The sequence below is a fragment of the Pseudomonas sp. E45-MNA-CIBAN-0222 genome, assembly GCF_040310405.1.
Classification (GTDB): domain Bacteria; phylum Pseudomonadota; class Gammaproteobacteria; order Pseudomonadales; family Pseudomonadaceae; genus Stutzerimonas; species Stutzerimonas stutzeri_AC.
Genome location: NZ_JBEOPU010000006.1, coordinates 1 through 18,785, shown reverse-complemented (window position 1 = coordinate 18,785; position 18,785 = coordinate 1). Strand labels below are relative to the sequence as shown.

Below are 18,785 nucleotides of genomic sequence, written 5' to 3'. Positions count from 1 at the left end.
AGATTGCCGCTGGCCAGGTCCGCAGAACGACGGTCACGAGCGGCGGAACGTCCGCGCCCAGTGCTGGTCTGTCCTCCCTGAGGCTGCGGCGTGGACGCCCGGTCATAACAATCACCCCACGAGGGCAAAACAGGGCTGAGCTGCCGGCGAACGGCACGCCGAGGAATCCGAGATGAGTGCAATTGCGTTGTTGTTGGTAGGCCTGGGCGCCATGGGCCTTGGTTACGTCTTCTACTCGAAGTTCATCGCCGAACGGATTTACCGTCTCGATCCCAACTACCGCACACCGGCGCACACCATGCGCGATGGCGTGGACTACGTCCCCACCAACAAATTCGTGCTCTGGGGCCACCACTTCACCTCGGTGGCTGGCGCCGCGCCCATCGTCGGCCCGGCCATTGCGGTGATCTGGGGCTGGGGGCCGGCCTTCGCCTGGGTCGTCTTTGGCACCATCTTCTTCGCCGGCGTGCACGACCTGGGCGCACTCTGGGCCAGCGCCCGCAGCCGCGGTCAATCGGTGGGCATGCTCAGCGGTCGGCTGATCGGCGCACGCGGCCGCAGCCTGTTCTTGGTGGTGATCTTCCTGGTGTTGCTGATGGTCAACGGCGCGTTCGCCGCGGTGATCTCCAACCTGCTGGTGTCGACCCCGACCTCGGTGATCCCCGTGTGGGGCGCAATCATCGTGGCGCTGGTGATCGGTCAGATGATCTACCGCTACAACGTGAAGCTGTTGTGGCCATCGCTCGGCGGGGTGATCGTGCTCTACGCGCTGATCCTGCTGGGCAATCAGTACCCCGTCGCGCTGCCGGATGAAATCATGGGCCTGTCGGCTAAATCAGTGTGGATCCTGCTGCTGTTCGTCTACGCCGCAATCGCCTCGCTGCTGCCGGTGTGGGTGCTGCTGCAGCCGCGCGATTACATCAACGGCCTGCAACTGTTCGTCGGCCTCGGCCTGCTCTATCTGGCGGTGCTGTTCGGCGCGCCGGAGCTGGTGGCGCCGGCCTTCAACCAGGAGCTGCCGGCCGATACCCCGAGCATCGTGCCGCTGCTGTTCGTCACCATCGCCTGCGGCGCGATCTCCGGCTTCCACGGACTGGTCGCTTCCGGTACGACCTCCAAGCAGCTGGACAAGGAAACCGACGCCCGTTTCGTCGGCTATTTCGGCGCTATGGGCGAAGGCATGCTCTCGCTTGCGGCGATCATCTGCTGCACCGCCGGCTTCGCCACCCTGACCGACTGGCAACAGGTGTACACCTCCTTCGGCACCGGCGGCGTCACGGCCTTCGTGCAGGGCGGCGGCACGCTGCTGGCTAACGGCCTGGGCCTGCCGGCGGAGCTCGGCGGAACCATCCTTGCGGTGATGGCTATCCTCTTCGCCGGCACGACCATGGACACCGGCCTGCGCCTGCAGCGCTTCGTTATCCAGGAAGCCGGGGAGCTGGCGGGAATGAAGGTCAACACGCTGATCGGCACGCTGATCGCGGTCGGTGTGTGCATGGCGCTGGCTTTCGGCGCTGGCGCGGACGGCTCCGGCGGCATGGTCATCTGGCCGCTATTCGGCACCACCAACCAGTTGCTGGCCGGCCTGACCCTGGCGGTGATCACCGTCATCCTGATCAAGCTCGGCCGATCGCCGATCTACACCCTGGTGCCGCTGGTGTTCCTGCTGGCCATGTCGATCTATGCGCTACTGGTGCAGATGGGCCAGTTCTACCGCGCCGAAAATTGGCTGCTGCTGGGCATGGACGTGATCATTCTGATTGCTGCGCTATGGGTCACCCTGGAAGCGGTGATCGCCATGCGCAAAGGCCGCGACCCGGCCGAACAGGCCTTCGAGGCGCAGCCGTGAGCGAGCCGCTGAGCATCCTCGGCAAGGTTTCCGCGGGGTTGCGCGAGTTCTACGTTGCGCCCTATCGCCGGACCTTCGCCCGCGCCCGGCGTGATGAAGACGACCTGTTCATGCTGCTGGTGTTCTCCGAAACCCTGGGCGTGCCCAACCCGGCCGCCTGGTACACCCTGGAGCTGATGCCGGCGCTGTACGAGCGCTTCCATGACTGGCATCGGCGCATGGGCATGGAGCGCTCGCCACTGGATCACATCGGATGTTGCTGACGCCATGTTGCTAGAGCTGGCCGAACAGCGGCGCGTACTGTTCTTCGGCGGCAAGGGCGGCGTCGGCAAGACCACCGTCGCCGCTGCCACGGCGCTCGCGCAAGCGCAGGCAGGCCGGCGCGTGCTGCTGATTTCCACTGACCCGGCGCACAACCTCGGTCACCTCTGGGATCGCCCGGTCGGCCCGCAGCAGGTACGCCTGGCACCCGGCCTCGATGGTATGGAGCTGGACCCCGAGCTGACCGTGCGCCAGCACCTCGACGAGGTCGGCGCCGCCCTGCGCAAACTGATGCCGAAACACCTGGCCGGTGAGGTCGACAAACACATGGCGCTGTCCCGCGATGCGCCGGGCATGCACGAGGCTGCGCTGCTCGAACGCATCGCCGAGACGGTTGATCAGGGACTGGCCGAATACGACCTGCTGGTATTCGACACCGCGCCGTCCGGACATACCGCGCGGCTGATGGCATTGCCGGAAATGATGGCCGCCTGGACCGAGGGACTGTTGCGCCGCCAGGAGCGAGGTTCGCGCTTCGCCCAGGTGCTGAAGAATCTTGGCGAGAACGACCGCGGTTACGGCCAATCCATCCTTGGCCACGGCAGTGACGACGCCCCGCAAGATCGCGACAGCCGCATTCGCAACATCCTCGACCGCCGCCGCGAGCGTTTCAACCGGCTGCGCGAAGTGCTGGGCGATGCGAGCCTGTGCGCATTCGTCATCGTCCTGGCCGCCGAACGCTTGCCAGTGTTGGAAACCCTTGAGCTGCATGCGCAACTGCAGCGGGCGGGCACGCCGGTTGGCGCATTGATCGTCAATAAACGCTCGCCGGCCGATGCCGGCGCCTTCCTGGCCGAGCGACACGCCCAGGAAAGTCTGCACCTCGAAACCCTGCGCGACGCCCTGGGCCACCTACCGTTGCAGCAACTGCCGTTGCTGGCCAGCGACGTTCAGGGGCACGCAGCGTTGCAAGCCTTCGTCAGGCTGCTGGCAACACCAGCCCTATAGCCAGCCGTTGTCGCCCTGAACCTTGAGCTTGTAGAAATCGAGGTTGGCACGCATGGCAAACACGCCCGCCACCCCGTACGAAAGGAAGCGAGTGAACTGGCCATATCCCAGCGCCTCGAGTAGCAGATCGATCAGCATGACGGCAGCCAACGCCAGCGCCGTGTAGCTGAGCGCCCGGCGCCACATGCCCTTGGCCAGGTAGTAAAGCGGCCCGAACAGAAAGGCCAGAATATTGAAGGCCATTGCCTGACGCCGCTCGGCGCGCGACATACTCTTGAACTGCGGCAGGCTCGGCCCGCCCGCCTTGGCGATAGCCTGAAAACGACGCTTCCAGGTATCTGAAACCGGCAGAGCCTCGATACGCGTCTCGGCGTCGCCGGCCAGCGGTGCAAGGGGTGGTGCGTAGGGGTTGGTGCTACTCATGAAAACCTCCGTGTCATTCGAGCGGCCAATCATCGCGCCCGCCGCGTTCCCGCGCCAACCGAGGTGCATGCGGCGTGACCGGGTGCACGGCTCCGAGCCGCAGGCGCAATAGGCCCCGGTGCGATCAGCACAGATGGCGCATGAACCAGTCACCGGCCAGCCGCGCCACCTCTTCCAGCGTTCCGTGTTCCTCGAACAGGTGCGTCGCATCCGGCACCACCACCAACTGATGCACGCACTGCAGGCGCGCGGCAGCGGCGCGATTGAGCTCAAGCACCTCCAGATCGCGACTGCCGACGACAAAAAGCGAGGCCGCCTTGACCCGAGCCAGCGACAGATCGGCCAGATCGACTCGCCCGCCACGGGACACCACAGCAGCGATGTCAGCCGGGCGCGAAGCTGCGGTGGTCAACGCAGCAGCAGCACCGGTGCTGGCACCTTACAGGCCGATGCGCAGCTCTCGCAGGCGAGCGTCACTGCTCAACTGATCGACCACGCCACTCAGCCGCTGACTGAGCAGCGGAATGTCGAAACGCAACTGACGGGTGATCTCGTCGATGGGTTGTTCGTGTGTCGTGAGCAGATCGAACTGCAAGGTGGCCAAGCCCATTTCATTGAAACAGCGCGCTACGCTCTGGTTGCGAGGGCTGTGTCGGCTGCTGCCGCTGCCATGGACGAACACCACCAGGCCGGTGGCTGCGGACGGCACGCACAGGTCGCCATGCAGACGAGCCTTGCCGAGGGTAAAACGCATCGGTGTCGACGGGTGCTGGCTCATGCCGGTTGGTCTCCCTTGCTCCAGGCGCGCTGCAGTAGCTCCATCACCTGCCGATCGGACGTCTGATCGAAGTTCTGATACCAGCGGCCAATGGCGTACAGATCATGGGGTAGATACAGACAGACGATACGCTCGGCCAGTGGTTCCAGTAGCGCGACGCTATCCGGCGCTGCCACCGGCACGGCAACGGTGACGCTACCTGCGCTCATCTTACGCACCGCCTGCACCGCGGCGCGCATGGTGGCACCAGTCGCCAGGCCGTCATCCACCAGAATCACTGCGCGCCCTTCGATGGCGGGCCGCGGTCGATCACCACGATAAGCCCGCTCGCGGCGTAGCAGTTCATGGGTTTCCTGAGCGACGGTGCCGTCGATCTCGGCCTTGGAGATGTGGATGTAATGCACGATGTCATCGTTCATCACCCGCACGCCGCCGCTGACTATGGCACCCATGGCCAGCTCGGGATTGCCCGGCACGCCGAGCTTGCGCACTACGAGTATGTCCAGCTCAAGTCCCAAGCGCTGCGCCACTTCAAAGGCCACCGGCACGCCACCACGCGGCAATGCGAGCACCAGAGCGTCCTGCCAGTTGCCATCCTGTGCCAGGCGCTCGGCCAATGCCTCACCAGCCTGCACTCGATCGGGGAACGGAATCTTCAGGGTCATGGCAGGCTCCTCGTCGTCGATGCTGACTGCTTAGGAGTCTGGCTCAAGAATTGGCCGCAAGAGGCCTGTATGCGACAAAAAAACACGCCAAAGCCGGGCGCTAGGGCAGACGGGCAGCCCACCTCGACACTTGGCCCTGCCAATCGATGCACATCCGCTGATCGGGGCAGCCCGGAGTTCATTACAAAATCGTTGCCGCCGTCTATCTGGCGCCAATAAAGTGACATCATTGTCTGCCGATACAACGTGTGCAGCGCTCGTGCAGCCTATGTGCGATCCAGGCAGCGCGCCCAGGCAGCCCGCCAATCATTTCAGCGGCCAGTCAGCAAATGGATACCCGATGACCAATAAGAAAACATTTGCGCCATGGCGTACACGCAGCGCGCTGTTGATGGCATTCAGTCTGCTGTTTCCGTCCGGCTCGCTACACGCAGAAGACACCCTCACCCTGCTTACCTGGGAGGAATACCTCAGCCAAGCGGTGATCGAACGCTGGCAGGCCGAAACTGGTGTCCAGATCAGACAGATCTACTTCGACAGCGGCGACAAGCGTGACGAAATCCTCGCCAAACCCGATCACCAGATCGATGTCGCACTGACCGAGCTGATCAGCTCGTCACGCTTCGGGGCTCGCGGGCTGCTGGAACCGTTGGACGACAAGGCACTGCCAGGGCTGCGCCATGTCCCGCAGCGCTGGCAGGAAAGCTGTGGTGCCTACAGCATGCCGTACCTCTGGGGCACGCTGGGCATTGCCTATCGCAGCGACCGTATCGACAGCGCCCCGCATTCCTGGGCCGATCTGCTGCAGCCGGTCAGGCCCGATCAGCCGCACATCATCATGATGGAAGATCACGAGGACATCCTCGCCAGCCCGCTTATCCTTCGGCAACACTCGATCAATACCTCGAACAACGATGAGCTAAAGGCCGCTTTCGAGCTGCTCATGGCTCAGTCCAAAGCCGTACTGACCTACGAATATGTGATCACGTCCCTGCGTAGCCAGCGATACCTGGACCAGGCAGACATGGCCCTGGCCTATAGCGGCGACCAACAGGTGCTTAACGAAGTCGAGGGCGTCGAGGGCGAACCCTGGCGCTATGTGGTGCCAAAAGAAGGCACGCTACTCTGGGTCGATTGCCTGTCTGTCGCGAGCAGCAGCAGAAACAAGCCACTCGCCTACCGCTTTCTGGACTTTCTCAACCAGCCGGACATCGCGGCGCTCAACGCAGCCGAGCTGGGCGTCGCCACACCGAACGCCGCCGCGCGGGCGTTGCTGCCCGATGATATCCGCCAGGACCAGACCATCTATCCACCGGAGGACGTGCTTGCACGCAGCCAGGTCTACGAAATGCGCCCACTGGAAGCCACGCAGACGCGGCGGCGCATCATCAGCGCCCTGATCAACGCCCATGACGCTAGGTAAACGTGCGCTGCTGGTGATCTTCCCGGTCATCCTGATCATCCAGCTGGTTGCCGCGACCACCGCCTACCTGACCCAACGCTCCTCGCTGCTGGGGCTGGAACAGGCGCGCCTGGAGCAACAGCTCTCGGCACTGAAATCGGCCTATCTGGACTACGAGGCGTTCAATCGCAGCGTGCTCTATTCGCTCATCGATAGCGAAGCGCTGTTGATGTTCCTGCGCGAGTCCGACACTGCCTTCCGCAACGACACCCTAGGCCTGCGCTTCCAGCAGAGCATCCGCTCGCTGTCCAATACCGAACTTTCGTTCGTCTCGTTCGCTGTCGTGCAACCGGATGGCGAACCAGCCTATTACTTCGAAAGCAGCCTTTCACCGTTCGCTTCGATGAACGACACCCAGCAACAGATCGTCCGTGAGGCCAAGCAATCTTCGGCGTCCAGGCAAATGATCTATGTCGAACAGGCCGAAGGTGGGCCCCTGCTGCTGGACACCGATTTCATCCTGCCGGCGTCCAGCAGCCGGCCACTGCCTAGCCAGCGCGGCGAAGCCTTTGCCGTCCAGCTGGCGGTGCGGCCGGAACGTTTTATCAAGCTCAAGCGCAACCTCGAGAGCGAATACGGCGCCGCCGTCGAGATCACCACACAACAGATGCCGGTCGCCCCTGGACTGTCTGCGCAGATATCACTGTCGCGAGCGCTGCATGCACGCCTCACCCCTGCACCGGAGTACATCGCCACGCGCTTGCGGACACTCGGCCTGGCATTTCTTGCCGGCAGTGCGCTGATCTGCCTGGTTTCCATCGGCCTGCTGCTGTGGCTGATCCGCCGCTATATCACGGGGCCCGTCAGCCGACTGGACAATCAGCTCACCGATCTGCTGCTGTGCAAACGCGCGGCGCTCGACGAGCCAAGTGACGGCGGCGAAATTGGCCGACTGACGGAGAACATGAAAACGCTGCACGACCGCAACACTGCGGCGCTGCAACGCATCCAGGAGATTTCCTGGGCCGACAGCCTGACCCAGATCAGCAACCGTGCGCACTTCGGCGTACTGGCCAATGCCATGTACGAGCAGTGCATCCATAACCGCAAACGCCTGGCCCTGCTGTTCCTCGACCTGGACAATTTCAAACAGGTCAATGACCAGCACGGTCACGACGCCGGCGACGCGCTGCTGCAGATATTCGCCCAGCGTGCACAGGGCGTACTCAAACGCCATCAGGCGGATTACCCACAAACAGAAGCGGCTTTCGCTCGGCTGTCGGGCGACGAATTCGCCATTCTGCTGATGACCGATGCCGGCTACGACGGCCTTGGTGCGCTGTGCCAGGCCTTGCTTGGCCTGTGTCGCGGCGGCTTCCACCTGGAAGACCGCATCTATCCGGTCAGCGTCAGCATCGGAACCGCCTGCTACCCCGCCGATGCGGATTCCATCACCCAGCTGCTCACCCGTGCCGATACCGCTATGTATCAGGCCAAGGCGGTGGGCAAGAACACGGCTGTGGCGTTTAGCGAAGAACTCGAGCAGCGCAACCAGCGCATCCGCCTGATCGAGGAGCAGCTGCGTGAGCTAGATGGCGATGATCAGCGGCGGCTGGTTTATATGCCGGCGCTCGACCGCGATGGTGCAGTCGTCAGCTGCGAAGTCCTGCTGCGCTGGCATTCGCCGCTGCTGGGAACCGTCTCGCCTGGCGAGTTCATACCGATTGCCGAGCGCGCCGGACTGTTTCCGAAGATCGACAGCTGGGTCATCGATCATGCGCTGGCGGACTATCCGAAGCTGGTCCAGCTATTCGGCGAGGGCGTAATCCTGGCGATCAACGTTTCCTCCGCGCAGCTGGTCGATGACCGCATCTGCCGCTCGCTGATCGAGCGTGCAGCGCACCACGGCGTTGCGCCCGGCCTGATCGAGATCGAGCTGACCGAAACCTACGCCGCCGAGCTCTGCAAGGACACCATGGAAGTGGTTCAGGCGATTCGTCAGGCGGGCTTCCGCGTTGCCATCGATGACTTCGGCGTCGGCTATACCTCGATCCAGCAACTGCTCGAATACCCCGCCGACACCATCAAGCTGGACATGGCGATCATCACCCGGCTGACGCGGCCGGAAATGCAGCAAAGCCTGAGCGCCCTCATCGCGTTCTGCCACGCCCAGGGCAAGCGCGTGAATGCCGAAGGCGTGGACAACATGGAAAAGCAGTCGGCATTGCTGCAAGCCGGCTGCGACCTGTTCCAGGGTTATCTGATCTCCCCGCCACGCTCACTCAGCGCATTGGAGGACTGGATGGCCGTACGCAACCGTGCCCAGGGTGCGCTGCGTCTGGAGCAGTTGCCACAGTCCAGTGCCGCGCCGCTCAGCCCACTCCCGCTCGGCACCGACTAGATAGAATCCTCCTCGGCTGACCCGGCGGGATTGGCGCGGGTTGACATGGCGAGGATTTCCGGTACGACTTCGCGCTCGAACACATCATGCAGCCTACGCAGCTCGGCTACCGGATCGCGATGATGGTCCACGCGGATGTCCCATAGCGGATACTCCTCGCGGTCGACGACATACACCGTCGCCGAGGACTCGCCATGACGATCACCACCCAGCTCATCGCCGGCAGCTACGGCTTCCATCAAACGCTCCACCAGCGGTAGCTCGGCGGTACGCTGAAACGCCTCGCAGGCCGCCTCCAACACCTCACGCCCCTTGAGCCGATTGCCCTGCACGCAGAACTGCTCGCCGGCAATCGAACCCGCCCAGGGCAGACACTGTTCCCCAGTCCAGCAGGCCGTGTGGCCCTGCGCATCGATCACCGCGCACTGGCGCTGACTCATGCAAGGGTCGGTGCGCCGCAACCGTTCGAGCACTTCGGCAGCGGGGCTGAATTCGCGCAGAAAACGCAGGCCGTCGATGCCTAGATAAGGGTTGATCTGCGCCTGGGTCGCCACTGCGCCGACATGTGCCGCCGCGTGGGTCAGCAACTTACCCACCGCGGGCATCGCTGTGGCGGCTGCTACGCCGAACTGCCCTGTGCGCGGACAACGGGCGACGATGGAAAAGGTCATGTGCGTGCTCTCGGAATTTGTCTGTCATTAGGCCGGACACGACACATAAACGTTCAGCGCGGGCTGCTGTTGCTTGCCATAGCAGGCGCCGCTACGACGAATGACTGTGATGGCCCGCACTGCGCTTCGCACCAGTACTGGCACATTGCCTGACGGATTTGTAGACTCGCCGCCCTCGGTACGCCTGCCAGGAACGGCAGTCGCCGGACATGCGCCCGGGTACGCCTCTGGGCGAAACGTCTGCAAGAGCTAGAAAGACATGGAAGCGTCACTCTCCCCACACCGCCCCGCCAGCACACGGCCGGCCGTCCTGCGCAGGACCAACTGCACCGATATCCCGCAGCAGCCGGAGCACCGAAGCCCGCGGCAGGGCGTTCAATCGTCGTTGAAAATGAGAAACACGAATATGAAGAAGCAGCTGATGGCCGCGCCTCTGATCGGCCTGAGTATTTTGTTCAGCGGCTGCGCTACGGAGCAGTCGCGCACCCTGGAAGTCGCTAAGGTCACTTCGGCGCAGAGCGTCTACCATGGCCAGCGCAGCCCCATTGCGGTGGGCAAGTTCGACAACCGTTCGAGCTATATGCGCGGCCTGTTTTCCGATGGCGTCGACCGTCTCGGCGGCCAGGCCAAGACCATCCTGATCACTCACTTGCAGCAGTCGAATCGTTTCAACGTGCTCGATCGCGACAACATGTCCGAGATCGCCCAGGAAAGTGCCATCGCGGCCAAGCGTGCGCAGCTGCGCGGTGCAGATTTCGTGGTCACCGGCGACGTTACCGAGTTCGGCCGCAAGGAAGTCGGCGACCATCAGCTGTTCGGCATCCTGGGCCGTGGCAAGTCACAGATCGCCTACGCCAAGGTCAACCTGAACATCGTCAATGTCAGCACCTCCGAAGTGGTTTATTCGGCACAGGGCGCTGGCGAGTACAGCCTTTCCAACCGTGAAGTGATCGGCTTCGGCGGCACCGCCAGCTATGACTCGACCCTCAATGGCAAGGTGCTGGATCTGGCCATCCGCGAAGCAGTGAACAACCTCGTGACCGGCGTCGACAGCGGCGCATGGCGCCCCGTGCAGTAACCCTCAAGGACGAGAACGATGAATACCTATCTGAGAACCGGCGCGCTCGCAGTCGCACTGCTGTCGCTCGCCGCCCTGACTGGCTGTGCCAGCCAACCGAAAACCCTCTACCACTGGGCCGGCTACGAAGAGCAGGTCTATGAGCACTTCAAGAACGAAAAAGGCCCGCAGGAACAGATCGCCGCACTGGAAGCCAGCCTGCAGCAGGCCCGGGCGCGGGCGCGGGATGTGACGCCGGCACCGGGCTTTCACGCCCACCTCGGCATGCTCTACGCCGAAGTTGGCAAGGGCGATCAGGTTCGCCAGCAGTTTGAAACCGAGAAAACCCTGTTCCCAGAGTCCGCGCCCTACATGGACTTTCTGATGCGCAACTTCGAGAAATAAGAGGCCATGATGCCAAACATCAGTCTGAAAACCCTGCTGGTGCTCGCTGCCCTGAGCGTGCTCGGCGGCTGCGCGACACCGACACCCTACGACTACAGTGCATTCGAGCGGAACAATCCGGCATCGATTCTGGTATTGCCCCCGGTCAACCGCTCACCGAACATCAAGGCCAGCTACAGCGTGCTCTCGCAAGTCAGCTACCCACTCGCCGAAGCAGGCTATTACGTGCTGCCGGTGGCTGTGGTGGACGAGACGTTCAAACAGAACGGCTTGATGAATGCCGACGAGATGCACATGGCCCCGCCAGCCAAGCTTCGCGAAATCTTTGGCGCGGATGCTGCGTTGTATATCGAGGTCACCCGTTACGGCAGCAGCTACAAGGTGCTGACCAGCGAGGTCGCGGTGGAAGCGCACGGCAAGCTCGTCGACCTGCGCAGCGGCGACCTGCTCTGGGAAGGGAAAGCGTTGGCCAGCTCGGCGGAAAACCAGAACCAGAACAGCGGAGGCTTGGTGGGCATGCTCATCACCGCAGCCGTCAACCAGATCGTCAACACCCTCAGCGATCGCGGCCATGAGATCGCCGGCATCACCAGCCGTCGCCTACTGACTGCGGGCATCCCCAACGGCATTCTCAGCGGGCCCCGCTCGCCGCAGCACCCGAGCCGACTGGCCAGCCGCTAACCAGATGTCATGCGGGCGGCGGCGTGGAGAGCGCCCAGCCGCCCTTGCAGCTCAGCCCTGGCGCAGCGAAAGACCCTTGAGGAAATTGCGCAAGAGCTGATCGCCGCAGGCGCGGTAGTTGCTGTGGCCGGGCTTGCGGAACAGCGCGCCGAGCTCGGATTTCGACAGCTGCAGGTCGGCGGCATGCAGGATCGCCTGCAGGTCCTCGTCGCGCAGCTCGAAGGCCACTCGCAGCTTTTTCAGGATCTGATTATTGCTGACCGGCAGCTCCAGCGGCGGCGCCGGACGGCTGTCGTCCTTGCCACGCTTGAAATGGATCAGCCCGTCGAGAAACCGCGCCATCGCCTCGTCAGGGCATTCCACGTAGCCGTCCTCGTCCTCCCGGCTAAGCCAGGCGCGAACCTCCGCTTCATCCACCGTGCAGCCACCCAGAGCGGCGATTTTGGCCATCTGTGCATCACTGGCCTTGAGGGTGTAGCGCAGGCTGCGCAGGACGTCGTTGTTGAGCATGTTCTCTCCTTGCTGAGAATGAAGGCCGGCAGTGTGCGCTCTCGAACGCCCTGGGGCGAGTCCGATCAACCTTCCTCGCGCTCGCCCAGGCGTCGGTACAGCGTGCGCCTGCCGATGCCGAGCAGGGCCGCCGCGCGCCGCTTGTTGCCGTCCACCAGTTTAAGCACATGCTCGATATAGCGCTGTTCCAGCTCTTCCAGGGTCGGCAGCAGCGGCCCGTCACTGAGCTGGGCGAGCAACTCGGCGCCGGCGCTACGGGCGTTGTCATCACGATAGTCGGCGATGCGACTGGGCAGGTGCTCCAGCTCGATGCTGCGCCCGTGGCAGAAGGTTACCGCGCGCTCGATGGCGTTCTGTAGTTCGCGCACGTTGCCGGGGAATGGATAGCGTCGCAGCTGCGCCAGCGCCGCCGGCGCGATACCGCGCACCGGCCGACCGCTGCGCGCCGCAAAGTGGGCGACGAAACCGGCGGCCAGCAGTTCGAGGTCCTCTTCACGATCGCGCAGCGGCGGCACCTGCAGGATGAAGGTTTCCAGACGGAAGTACAGGTCTTCGCGGAAGGCCTCACGGCCGGCCTCGGTTTCCAGCGGGCGGTTGCTCGCCGCGATGATGCGCACATCCACGGTCAACTCCCGCTCGGCGCCCACCGGACGGATCGTGCCTTCTTGCAGCACGCGCAGGAGCTTGGCCTGCAGCGGCAGCGGCATCTCGCCAATCTCGTCGAGAAACAGCGTGCCACCGTCGGACTGCTGGAACAGCCCCTTGTGCGTGCGATTGGCACCGGTGAAGGCACCAGAGACATGGCCGAAAAATTCGCTTTCCAACAATTCGGCCGGCAGCCCGGCACAGTTGATGGCAAGGAACGGCTCCTTGGCGCGTTCGCTTTGCGCATGTACGGCACGGGCGACCAGCTCCTTACCGGTGCCGCTCTCGCCGATCACCAGCACCGGCCCCTCGGCACGGGCGAGCTGACGGATCTGGTCGAACAAGCCACGCATCACCCGGCTGCGACCAAGCATGCCGTGAAAGCGATCATCACTGAGCAGCTGCTGAAAACGCCGCACTTCATCGCGCAACCGCCGCGTCTCCAGCGCACGGGCCACCGCTAGGGCGAAGTGCTCGAGGTCCAGCGGCTTGGTGAGAAATTCGTCGGCGCCCTCCTTGAGCGCCGCCACCGCCTGCTGAATGCTGCCGAACGCGGTGATCACCAGAAAGGCCGGTGCCGCCTGCATCGTCTTGACCCGTCGCAGCAAGGCCATGCCATCGGCACCGGGCAGGCGCAGATCGCTGACCACCAGCGCCGGCTCCCAGCTTTCCAGCGAGCCGACCGCCTCCTCTGCGCTGGCCAACGCACGCACCTGCAGGCCGCGATCTTCCAGCTCCTCGACCAGCAGCTGGCGCAGGCTGTCGTCGTCCTCAACCAGCAGCACCCGCTCCTGCGTCACTTCAGTCATGCTCGACCCCCTCGTCGCTCAATGGCAATGCGATACGGAAGGCGGCGCCCGGCAGGCTGCCGTCCACCAGTTCGATACGTCCGCCACACTCGCTGACCACCCCGTGCGCCACCGCCAAACCCAGGCCGCTGCCCTCACCCACCGGCTTGGTAGTGAAGAACGGCTCGAACAGCGCAGCACGGTTTGCCTCGGCCACACCCGGGCCGTCGTCTTCCACCTGCAGCAGCAGCTCGTCAGCTCCGCGCCACCAGCTCAGCCGCACTTGCCCACCTGGGCTGGCCTGGGCGGCATTGCGCAGCAGATTGGTCAGTGCCTGCTCGAAACGCGGTGGGTCCACCCGGCAAAACAGCGTTTGCGCCGGTGCCTGCAGCTCCAACCGAACCTGCAGCGCGGCCAGCTCATCGGCCACCGCAGCGGCTGCCGAGTGCGCCAGCACTTCAGCAGGAATCCTGCGCAAGGGCGAACCGGCGGCACGACCGAAATCCAGCAGCTGGCGGACGATCGCACTAAGCCGCGCCACCTGCCGGCGAATCTGCAACAGCGCACGGCGATGAGTTTCGGCCAGGCCGTCGTCGCGTAACACCCGCTGCGCCTTGCCGTCGATGACGCTGAGCGGGCTACCCAGCTCATGCGCCACGCCGGCCGCCAACCGTCCTACCGCCGCGAGTTGCTGACTCTGACGCAGGCGCGCCTGCAGCTGCTCTTCGCGGGTCTGCTGCTCGGCCACCTGACGTTCGGCGGCAGCAATGCTGTCGAGCATCTGGTTCAGCGCACCGGACAGCACGACGATTTCCTGCGGCCCGCTACGCGGAGCACGATGCTCGCGCTCGCCAGCCGCGACGCGCTCCATGCTGCGCGCCAGCTGCTGCAAATGCTTGCCCACGGCAGAGCGGTGGCCAAGCAGGATCACCACCAGCGCCACCCCGGCCAGCAAGCCGCCCAGGCCCGCGGCGATCAGGCGCAGGCGGCGGATGTCGCGTTCGAAGTCACCCCAGCGCCGGGTCACCTGCAGCAGGCCATTGATCTGCCCACCGCTTTCTTCCAGCGGAACGAAATAGGAATACACCGGGCGACCGTTGATGCGCTGGTACTCGCCGGTCAGCTCGCCGCCTTCGGTGAGCTGCTGAATCGCCGACTCATCCTGATCCGGCTCCACCGCACCGGCATAGGCCGCAAGCTTGCCGTCGCGATCGTAGACATAGGCGCCATATACACGACCTACGCCGAGCACCGACTCCAGCACCTGCTGCAAGGTGCGCTCATGGTTCTTTTCCAGGCTGGCGCTCAGGGGCAGCCGCACCGCACGCGCGACCAGTTCCACCTCGGCCTGCAGCCGGCGCTCGCTGTTGCGCTCGACGGTCCAAAGCACCACCGAACTGAAGCCAAACATGATCGCCATCAGCGGCACGACGACCTTGAGCAGGAGTGCGCCACGTAAGCTGGATGGGCGCTGCCAGATTGATACATGTGTCATATAGGCACACTACAGACGCTAAATGTATGGGTCCACCCCGCCCCGACGAAACGGATAACTGCTTAAAAAACAGTTAGTTATTTCTACGCTACAAAGCTGGCACGGGTGCTGCACTAACCCAAACCATCTTTAACCGAAGCAGGAATGAACATGACCCAGCACAACGCTCGTCTCGCCTTCGCCGGAATTTTCTCGCTCTTCCTCGGCCTGGCTGCCCCCCTCGCATCGGCGCAATCAGCCACCCCAGCACCCACTGCCCAGCCGGCGGCCGGCGCTCAGGCCCAGCAGTTCGGCGAGGAAAAACTGGAAAGCTTTGCCGAGTCACTCGGCGAGATCATGGAAATTCGCGAGGAGTTCACCGGCAAGCTGCAGCAGACCGAAGACGCAGACAAGGCTCGCGAGCTTCAGCAGCAAGCCAATGAGAAGATGCTTGGTGTAATCGAGGAAAAAGACATCAGCATCGACGAGTACAACGCCATCAACGAAGCCGTGCAGACCGACCCGGAATTGCGCAACCGTGTGATCGCGATGATGCAGCAGTGATTACACCTGAGGCGCGCGGCACTGCCTGACGCGTCACGCACAAATGGCAGGAAAAGCCCCGCAGAGCTAACGCATGCGGGGCTTTTTATCGCCAGCTAAAACTCTACCGGGTAACCGAATCGCGCAAGCGTAACTACCAAATCGCCCAAGTATTGGCACGCGGGAGTCAAAATCAGTCACGCACTCCCCGACTCATCCCTCTTCGCCCCCCGCTCTGCGCCATGCCCAAAATCCATACGCATCCGCGCCCAGGTCAATCTAGATCACCCATCCGGTCACCAATTACGCCAGCCCCACTACTCCTAAAACAAATCGGATCGCCCTGAGAGCAACGCCCTCCCCCCGCCCAAGCCACCAAGCACCAGACAGACCCGTCGTAGGGTGGGCTTGAGCCCACCAGCCCCCCGCCAGGCCCACAAAGCAGAGCACTGCACAGGGTCAAATAAGCTCAAAACAGCCTCGCCTTCCAGGCAAAAACACCGCATAACGAACCGCTCCCACAAGCTGTCACCGAAGTGACATTTACCCCCGCTAAGGTCCGCGGCAACTGCGTTGGTCGGCCCCCCGCTCACATCCGCCTCATGCGAACCACAGGCGACCACCACGGGTAGATCAATAACCGTCGCGGCTTCCAGACCGCTCGTCTGCAGCGCAAATCTTCATGGAGTGGCGTCTAGCAAGCACTTGAGTCGACCGAAGCTCACCAATCCCAGCGAATCTGAAAACCAACCAAGCAGGAGCTATATGAACGTCTTTATCCGCCCTAGCGCTTGTCTAGTCGCCCTCTTGCTGATGCTCTCTTCAGCCATCCTTCACGCCGCGCCAACAGCGGGCGCCGAGCCCGTGCTGCGCTTCGCCGTATTAGGCGACGCCGAGCCCAAACCGCTCGCCGAATTCCCAGGGCTAGCCAGCGCTGTAGATCACGTCAACGCGCTGGCTGCAGCGCAACCCATGAATTTCGTAGTAGGTGTCGGCGACATTGCTCACAAGGGCACACAGGTCCAGTACGAAAATGCCAGTCTTGAACTGGAACGCCTCAGCTTGCCGTTCTACCCCATCATGGGTAACGAAGAGCACGGCGCCAGCGTCGCCCGCTTTCTGCAGTACGCCAACCGCTGGAACACCGACAAAGTTCACATCGAGAACGCCCGCTACGTAGTCGAGCAGGAACAGGTTGCGCTGGTATTCGCTTCGCCGGATCACGGCCGCGACTTCGATGACAGCGGCGTGCAGTGGATCGCCGAGCAGATAGATCGGCTACACCCCAAACCGGTTTTCCTGGTGGTGCATGGCGCCCAAGTCGGCGTCTTTCCGGAAAATGCCGACAAAGGCATCACCAACCGTGCCTTTGATCAAATAACCAGCAAAGAAAACCTTGCCGTGATGATCTCCGGTGATCTGCACATGGACATGGACCGCGTCGAGCACTCGAAAAAGATTGGCCACGTGCACTACCTGCACATACCCGCCCTCGAACGCACCAAGATCCCTGACGAAGAACAGCACACGCCCATGTTTCGCGTCGTTTCACTCTACGGCGATGACACGGTAGTAGTGGATACCTACGAAGCCGGCGCAGGCAACACACCTCTTGAACGGCATGACTACCGCTTCTCGCTGCGCCGCTGAGCTTGCTCAGCCGTGTGATCGCGATAATGCAGTGACGCCATCGCCCAGCCGCTCGAAGGCTGTACTGCGAAGTGCGGACCAATGCCCCGTTCGGCTGACGCCAGCGGGGCGTTTAGATAACAGATCCTGGAACCGCACGATTCAAAACGAGCCCGACGAGAGTCAACCAGCTAGGCGGCCATTCTCCAGATCCATAGTCAGTGTTGGTCACCGCTCCTTGGCGCCCCTCGCCGCTTCTACCACAAGGCGCCTAGCTCGCAGCGCTGCCAGCCGCGTAAAGCCTGGGGCCAGCGCAGTCGCACCGGTTGCCGAACAGCGATAACGCGCGTCCGACTCAACTGCCGCACGCCACGGACACAAGGTGGGTGCGAAACTCGAAGTAGTGTTCGAGTACCCGTTCCGGAGCCTCAGCCTGCGGGTAGTGGCCGATGCCCTCCAGCAGCACGGTGTCGGGCGCCGGAATGAGCTCGCGGTAGCGCGCGACCATGTGCGCACCAGAGATCGGATCGGCCGCGCCGTCGATCACCCGCAACGGCACACTGCAGCGCTGCATGGCCGTAACCCAGCGCTCGCGTTGCGCGACCCGCTCCGGCATGTAGCGGATCAGCCGGTGCATCACCGCCGGTCCATTGCCCTCGGCGATCAGTCGCCAGTAATCGTCCAGTTCGGCGTCGCTTGGCTGCGTCTGAGCGCCGAACACCCGGCCGAAGGTCGCACCTAGCGACCGCCGCGAGAACAACCTGCCCAGCAGAAAGCCGAACGGGCCGAGCAGCAGTTTCTGCACTCGCACCGGGTGATGGGTTTCAGGGAACAGCCCTCCATTGAGGAACACGCAACTGGCCAGCGCGATGCGCCCTTCGCAATGCCGCGCCAGCAGTTCCTGAGCGACGCTGTCGCCATAATCATGAGCCAGCACATGGATCGCGCCGTCGACACTCAGCTCCGCCAGCAGTGCCTGCTGCAGATCGGCCTGCTCGACCAGACTGTAGGCGTGCCCGCGCGGCTTGGCCGAATAGCCGAAGCCGAGCATGTCGCAGGCAATCAGCCGGTAACGCGCCGCCAGCGGCTGCCAGACCTTGTTCCAGTCCCAGCTGGCGGTGGGAAAGCCATGGATCAACAGCAGCGGCTCACCTTCGCCAGCCGTCCAGTAGCGGATGCGCTTGCCGCCAAAATCGAACTCGCGAGCGCTGGCGCGCCACGTATCCGGTGGTATGCCGTCGGTGCTACTCATTCGTTTTTCTTGTTTTCGTGGAGACGAAGAACAGTTTAGCGGGCCGGTGTGGCATGACGACTTGCCGCGCCGGCCAGGTTAGTGGCCCGACGAGTCAGCCGGGTGCGGAGGCGCAATGTCACATAGGGCGGAAAATAAATCTGTCCCCTTTTTCCCTCAGAGGGTCTGTCCTCTACGGTCTTTCTTTATTCTTCTTTTCTTTCTGAAATGTTATTGCCACCATCTGCATACAAATCTTCCTTGCTTAGAGAAGCATTGTCATACCACCAATGTCATCAACTTTGGAAATTATCCATAAATATCATATAATTAGCGCTCAAATCAGTGCATGGGAGAAGCCCTT

General features: G+C 63.0%; 17 protein-coding genes and 1 pseudogene. 10 read left to right on the top strand and 8 right to left on the bottom strand.

Features of this window, described 5'->3' with window-relative positions; all coding sequences use genetic code 11:
* The first annotated feature begins 172 nt into the window (after positions 1-172).
* The 3 genes from AAEZ08_RS10435 to AAEZ08_RS10425 are packed head-to-tail and all read left to right on the top strand — an operon-like array spanning position 173 to position 3,118.
* A complete protein-coding gene (locus AAEZ08_RS10435) occupies positions 173-1,849 on the top strand; it encodes a carbon starvation CstA family protein (RefSeq protein WP_003283233.1) in 1,677 nt (558 codons plus the stop codon).
* Positions 1,846-2,112: a cory-CC-star protein gene (locus AAEZ08_RS10430; RefSeq protein WP_003283230.1), complete on the top strand. Its 267-nt coding sequence runs from the start codon at positions 1,846-1,848 to the stop codon at positions 2,110-2,112. The genes AAEZ08_RS10435 and AAEZ08_RS10430 overlap by 4 nt, the downstream gene beginning before the upstream one ends.
* A gap of 4 nt (positions 2,113-2,116) precedes the next feature.
* Positions 2,117-3,118 carry an ArsA family ATPase gene (locus tag AAEZ08_RS10425; RefSeq protein ID WP_500124340.1) on the top strand — a complete coding sequence of 334 codons (1,002 nt, stop codon included), beginning with the start codon at positions 2,117-2,119 and terminating at the stop codon, positions 3,116-3,118.
* On the opposite strand, the gene AAEZ08_RS10420 is transcribed toward AAEZ08_RS10425, so the two are convergent.
* The 3 genes and pseudogenes from AAEZ08_RS10420 to AAEZ08_RS10410 form a co-directional block, all read right to left on the bottom strand.
* Positions 3,113-3,541, bottom strand: a complete 429-nt coding sequence (locus AAEZ08_RS10420) for a DUF2628 domain-containing protein (RefSeq protein ID WP_036991604.1) — start codon at positions 3,539-3,541, stop codon at positions 3,113-3,115. The two genes, AAEZ08_RS10425 and AAEZ08_RS10420, sit on opposite strands and share 6 nt — an antisense overlap.
* Positions 3,542-3,665: 124 nt before the next feature.
* A pseudogene (locus AAEZ08_RS10415) lies at positions 3,666-4,319 on the bottom strand (dienelactone hydrolase family protein).
* A complete protein-coding gene (locus AAEZ08_RS10410; RefSeq protein WP_500124233.1) occupies positions 4,316-4,984 on the bottom strand; it encodes a phosphoribosyltransferase in 669 nt (222 codons plus the stop codon). The pseudogene AAEZ08_RS10415 and the gene AAEZ08_RS10410 overlap by 4 nt, the downstream one beginning before the upstream one ends.
* 340 nt (positions 4,985-5,324) lie before the next feature.
* Here AAEZ08_RS10410 and AAEZ08_RS10405 point away from each other — a divergent pair, with 340 nt between their 5' ends.
* Together AAEZ08_RS10405 and AAEZ08_RS10400 are read left to right on the top strand one after the other, a co-directional pair.
* Positions 5,325-6,407: an ABC transporter substrate-binding protein gene (locus AAEZ08_RS10405; protein WP_500124232.1), complete on the top strand. Its 1,083-nt coding sequence runs from the start codon at positions 5,325-5,327 to the stop codon at positions 6,405-6,407.
* Positions 6,394-8,787 carry a putative bifunctional diguanylate cyclase/phosphodiesterase gene (locus tag AAEZ08_RS10400; protein WP_181066338.1) on the top strand — a complete coding sequence of 798 codons (2,394 nt, stop codon included), beginning with the start codon at positions 6,394-6,396 and terminating at the stop codon, positions 8,785-8,787. Before AAEZ08_RS10405 ends, AAEZ08_RS10400 begins: the two co-directional genes overlap by 14 nt.
* Here the strand turns inward: AAEZ08_RS10400 and AAEZ08_RS10395 are convergent.
* Positions 8,784-9,458 carry a DUF1028 domain-containing protein gene (locus AAEZ08_RS10395; RefSeq protein ID WP_500124231.1) on the bottom strand — a complete coding sequence of 225 codons (675 nt, stop codon included), beginning with the start codon at positions 9,456-9,458 and terminating at the stop codon, positions 8,784-8,786. The genes AAEZ08_RS10400 and AAEZ08_RS10395 overlap by 4 nt on opposite strands.
* A 406-nt stretch (positions 9,459-9,864) precedes the next feature.
* Here AAEZ08_RS10395 and AAEZ08_RS10390 point away from each other — a divergent pair, with 406 nt between their 5' ends.
* The 3 genes from AAEZ08_RS10390 to AAEZ08_RS10380 are packed head-to-tail and all read left to right on the top strand — an operon-like array spanning position 9,865 to position 11,601.
* Complete coding sequence (locus tag AAEZ08_RS10390) at positions 9,865-10,536, top strand: CsgG/HfaB family protein (protein WP_102821012.1); 672 nt, start codon at positions 9,865-9,867, stop codon at positions 10,534-10,536.
* Between the two features lie 18 nt (positions 10,537-10,554).
* Positions 10,555-10,920 carry a DUF4810 domain-containing protein gene (locus AAEZ08_RS10385; protein ID WP_181066339.1) on the top strand — a complete coding sequence of 122 codons (366 nt, stop codon included), beginning with the start codon at positions 10,555-10,557 and terminating at the stop codon, positions 10,918-10,920.
* Positions 10,921-10,929: 9 nt separating this feature from the next.
* On the top strand, positions 10,930-11,601 hold the full coding sequence (locus tag AAEZ08_RS10380) for a DUF799 domain-containing protein (RefSeq protein ID WP_181066340.1): 672 nt from the start codon (positions 10,930-10,932) through the stop codon (positions 11,599-11,601).
* A gap of 51 nt (positions 11,602-11,652) precedes the next feature.
* Here AAEZ08_RS10380 and AAEZ08_RS10375 read toward each other — a convergent pair whose 3' ends face one another.
* The 3 genes from AAEZ08_RS10375 to AAEZ08_RS10365 all read right to left on the bottom strand — a co-directional run bounded on the left by AAEZ08_RS10375 (position 11,653) and on the right by AAEZ08_RS10365 (position 15,039).
* Positions 11,653-12,111, bottom strand: a complete 459-nt coding sequence (locus tag AAEZ08_RS10375; RefSeq protein WP_500124230.1) for a YehS family protein — start codon at positions 12,109-12,111, stop codon at positions 11,653-11,655.
* 65 nt (positions 12,112-12,176) lie between these two features.
* Positions 12,177-13,565, bottom strand: a complete 1,389-nt coding sequence (locus tag AAEZ08_RS10370; protein WP_500124229.1) for a sigma-54-dependent transcriptional regulator — start codon at positions 13,563-13,565, stop codon at positions 12,177-12,179.
* Positions 13,558-15,039 (bottom strand): sensor histidine kinase, encoded by a 1,482-nt coding sequence (locus AAEZ08_RS10365; protein WP_500124228.1) that lies wholly within the window; start codon positions 15,037-15,039, stop codon positions 13,558-13,560. Before AAEZ08_RS10365 ends, AAEZ08_RS10370 begins: the two co-directional genes overlap by 8 nt.
* A 150-nt stretch (positions 15,040-15,189) precedes the next feature.
* Here AAEZ08_RS10365 and AAEZ08_RS10360 point away from each other — a divergent pair, with 150 nt between their 5' ends.
* Positions 15,190-15,582: a DUF4168 domain-containing protein gene (locus AAEZ08_RS10360; protein WP_102821009.1), complete on the top strand. Its 393-nt coding sequence runs from the start codon at positions 15,190-15,192 to the stop codon at positions 15,580-15,582.
* Between the two features lie 744 nt (positions 15,583-16,326).
* Positions 16,327-17,211 (top strand): metallophosphoesterase family protein, encoded by an 885-nt coding sequence (locus tag AAEZ08_RS10355; protein WP_500124227.1) that lies wholly within the window; start codon positions 16,327-16,329, stop codon positions 17,209-17,211.
* 334 nt (positions 17,212-17,545) lie between these two features.
* Here AAEZ08_RS10355 and AAEZ08_RS10350 read toward each other — a convergent pair whose 3' ends face one another.
* Positions 17,546-18,442, bottom strand: a complete 897-nt coding sequence (locus AAEZ08_RS10350; protein WP_500124226.1) for an alpha/beta fold hydrolase — start codon at positions 18,440-18,442, stop codon at positions 17,546-17,548.
* Positions 18,443-18,785: the final 343 nt, after the last annotated feature.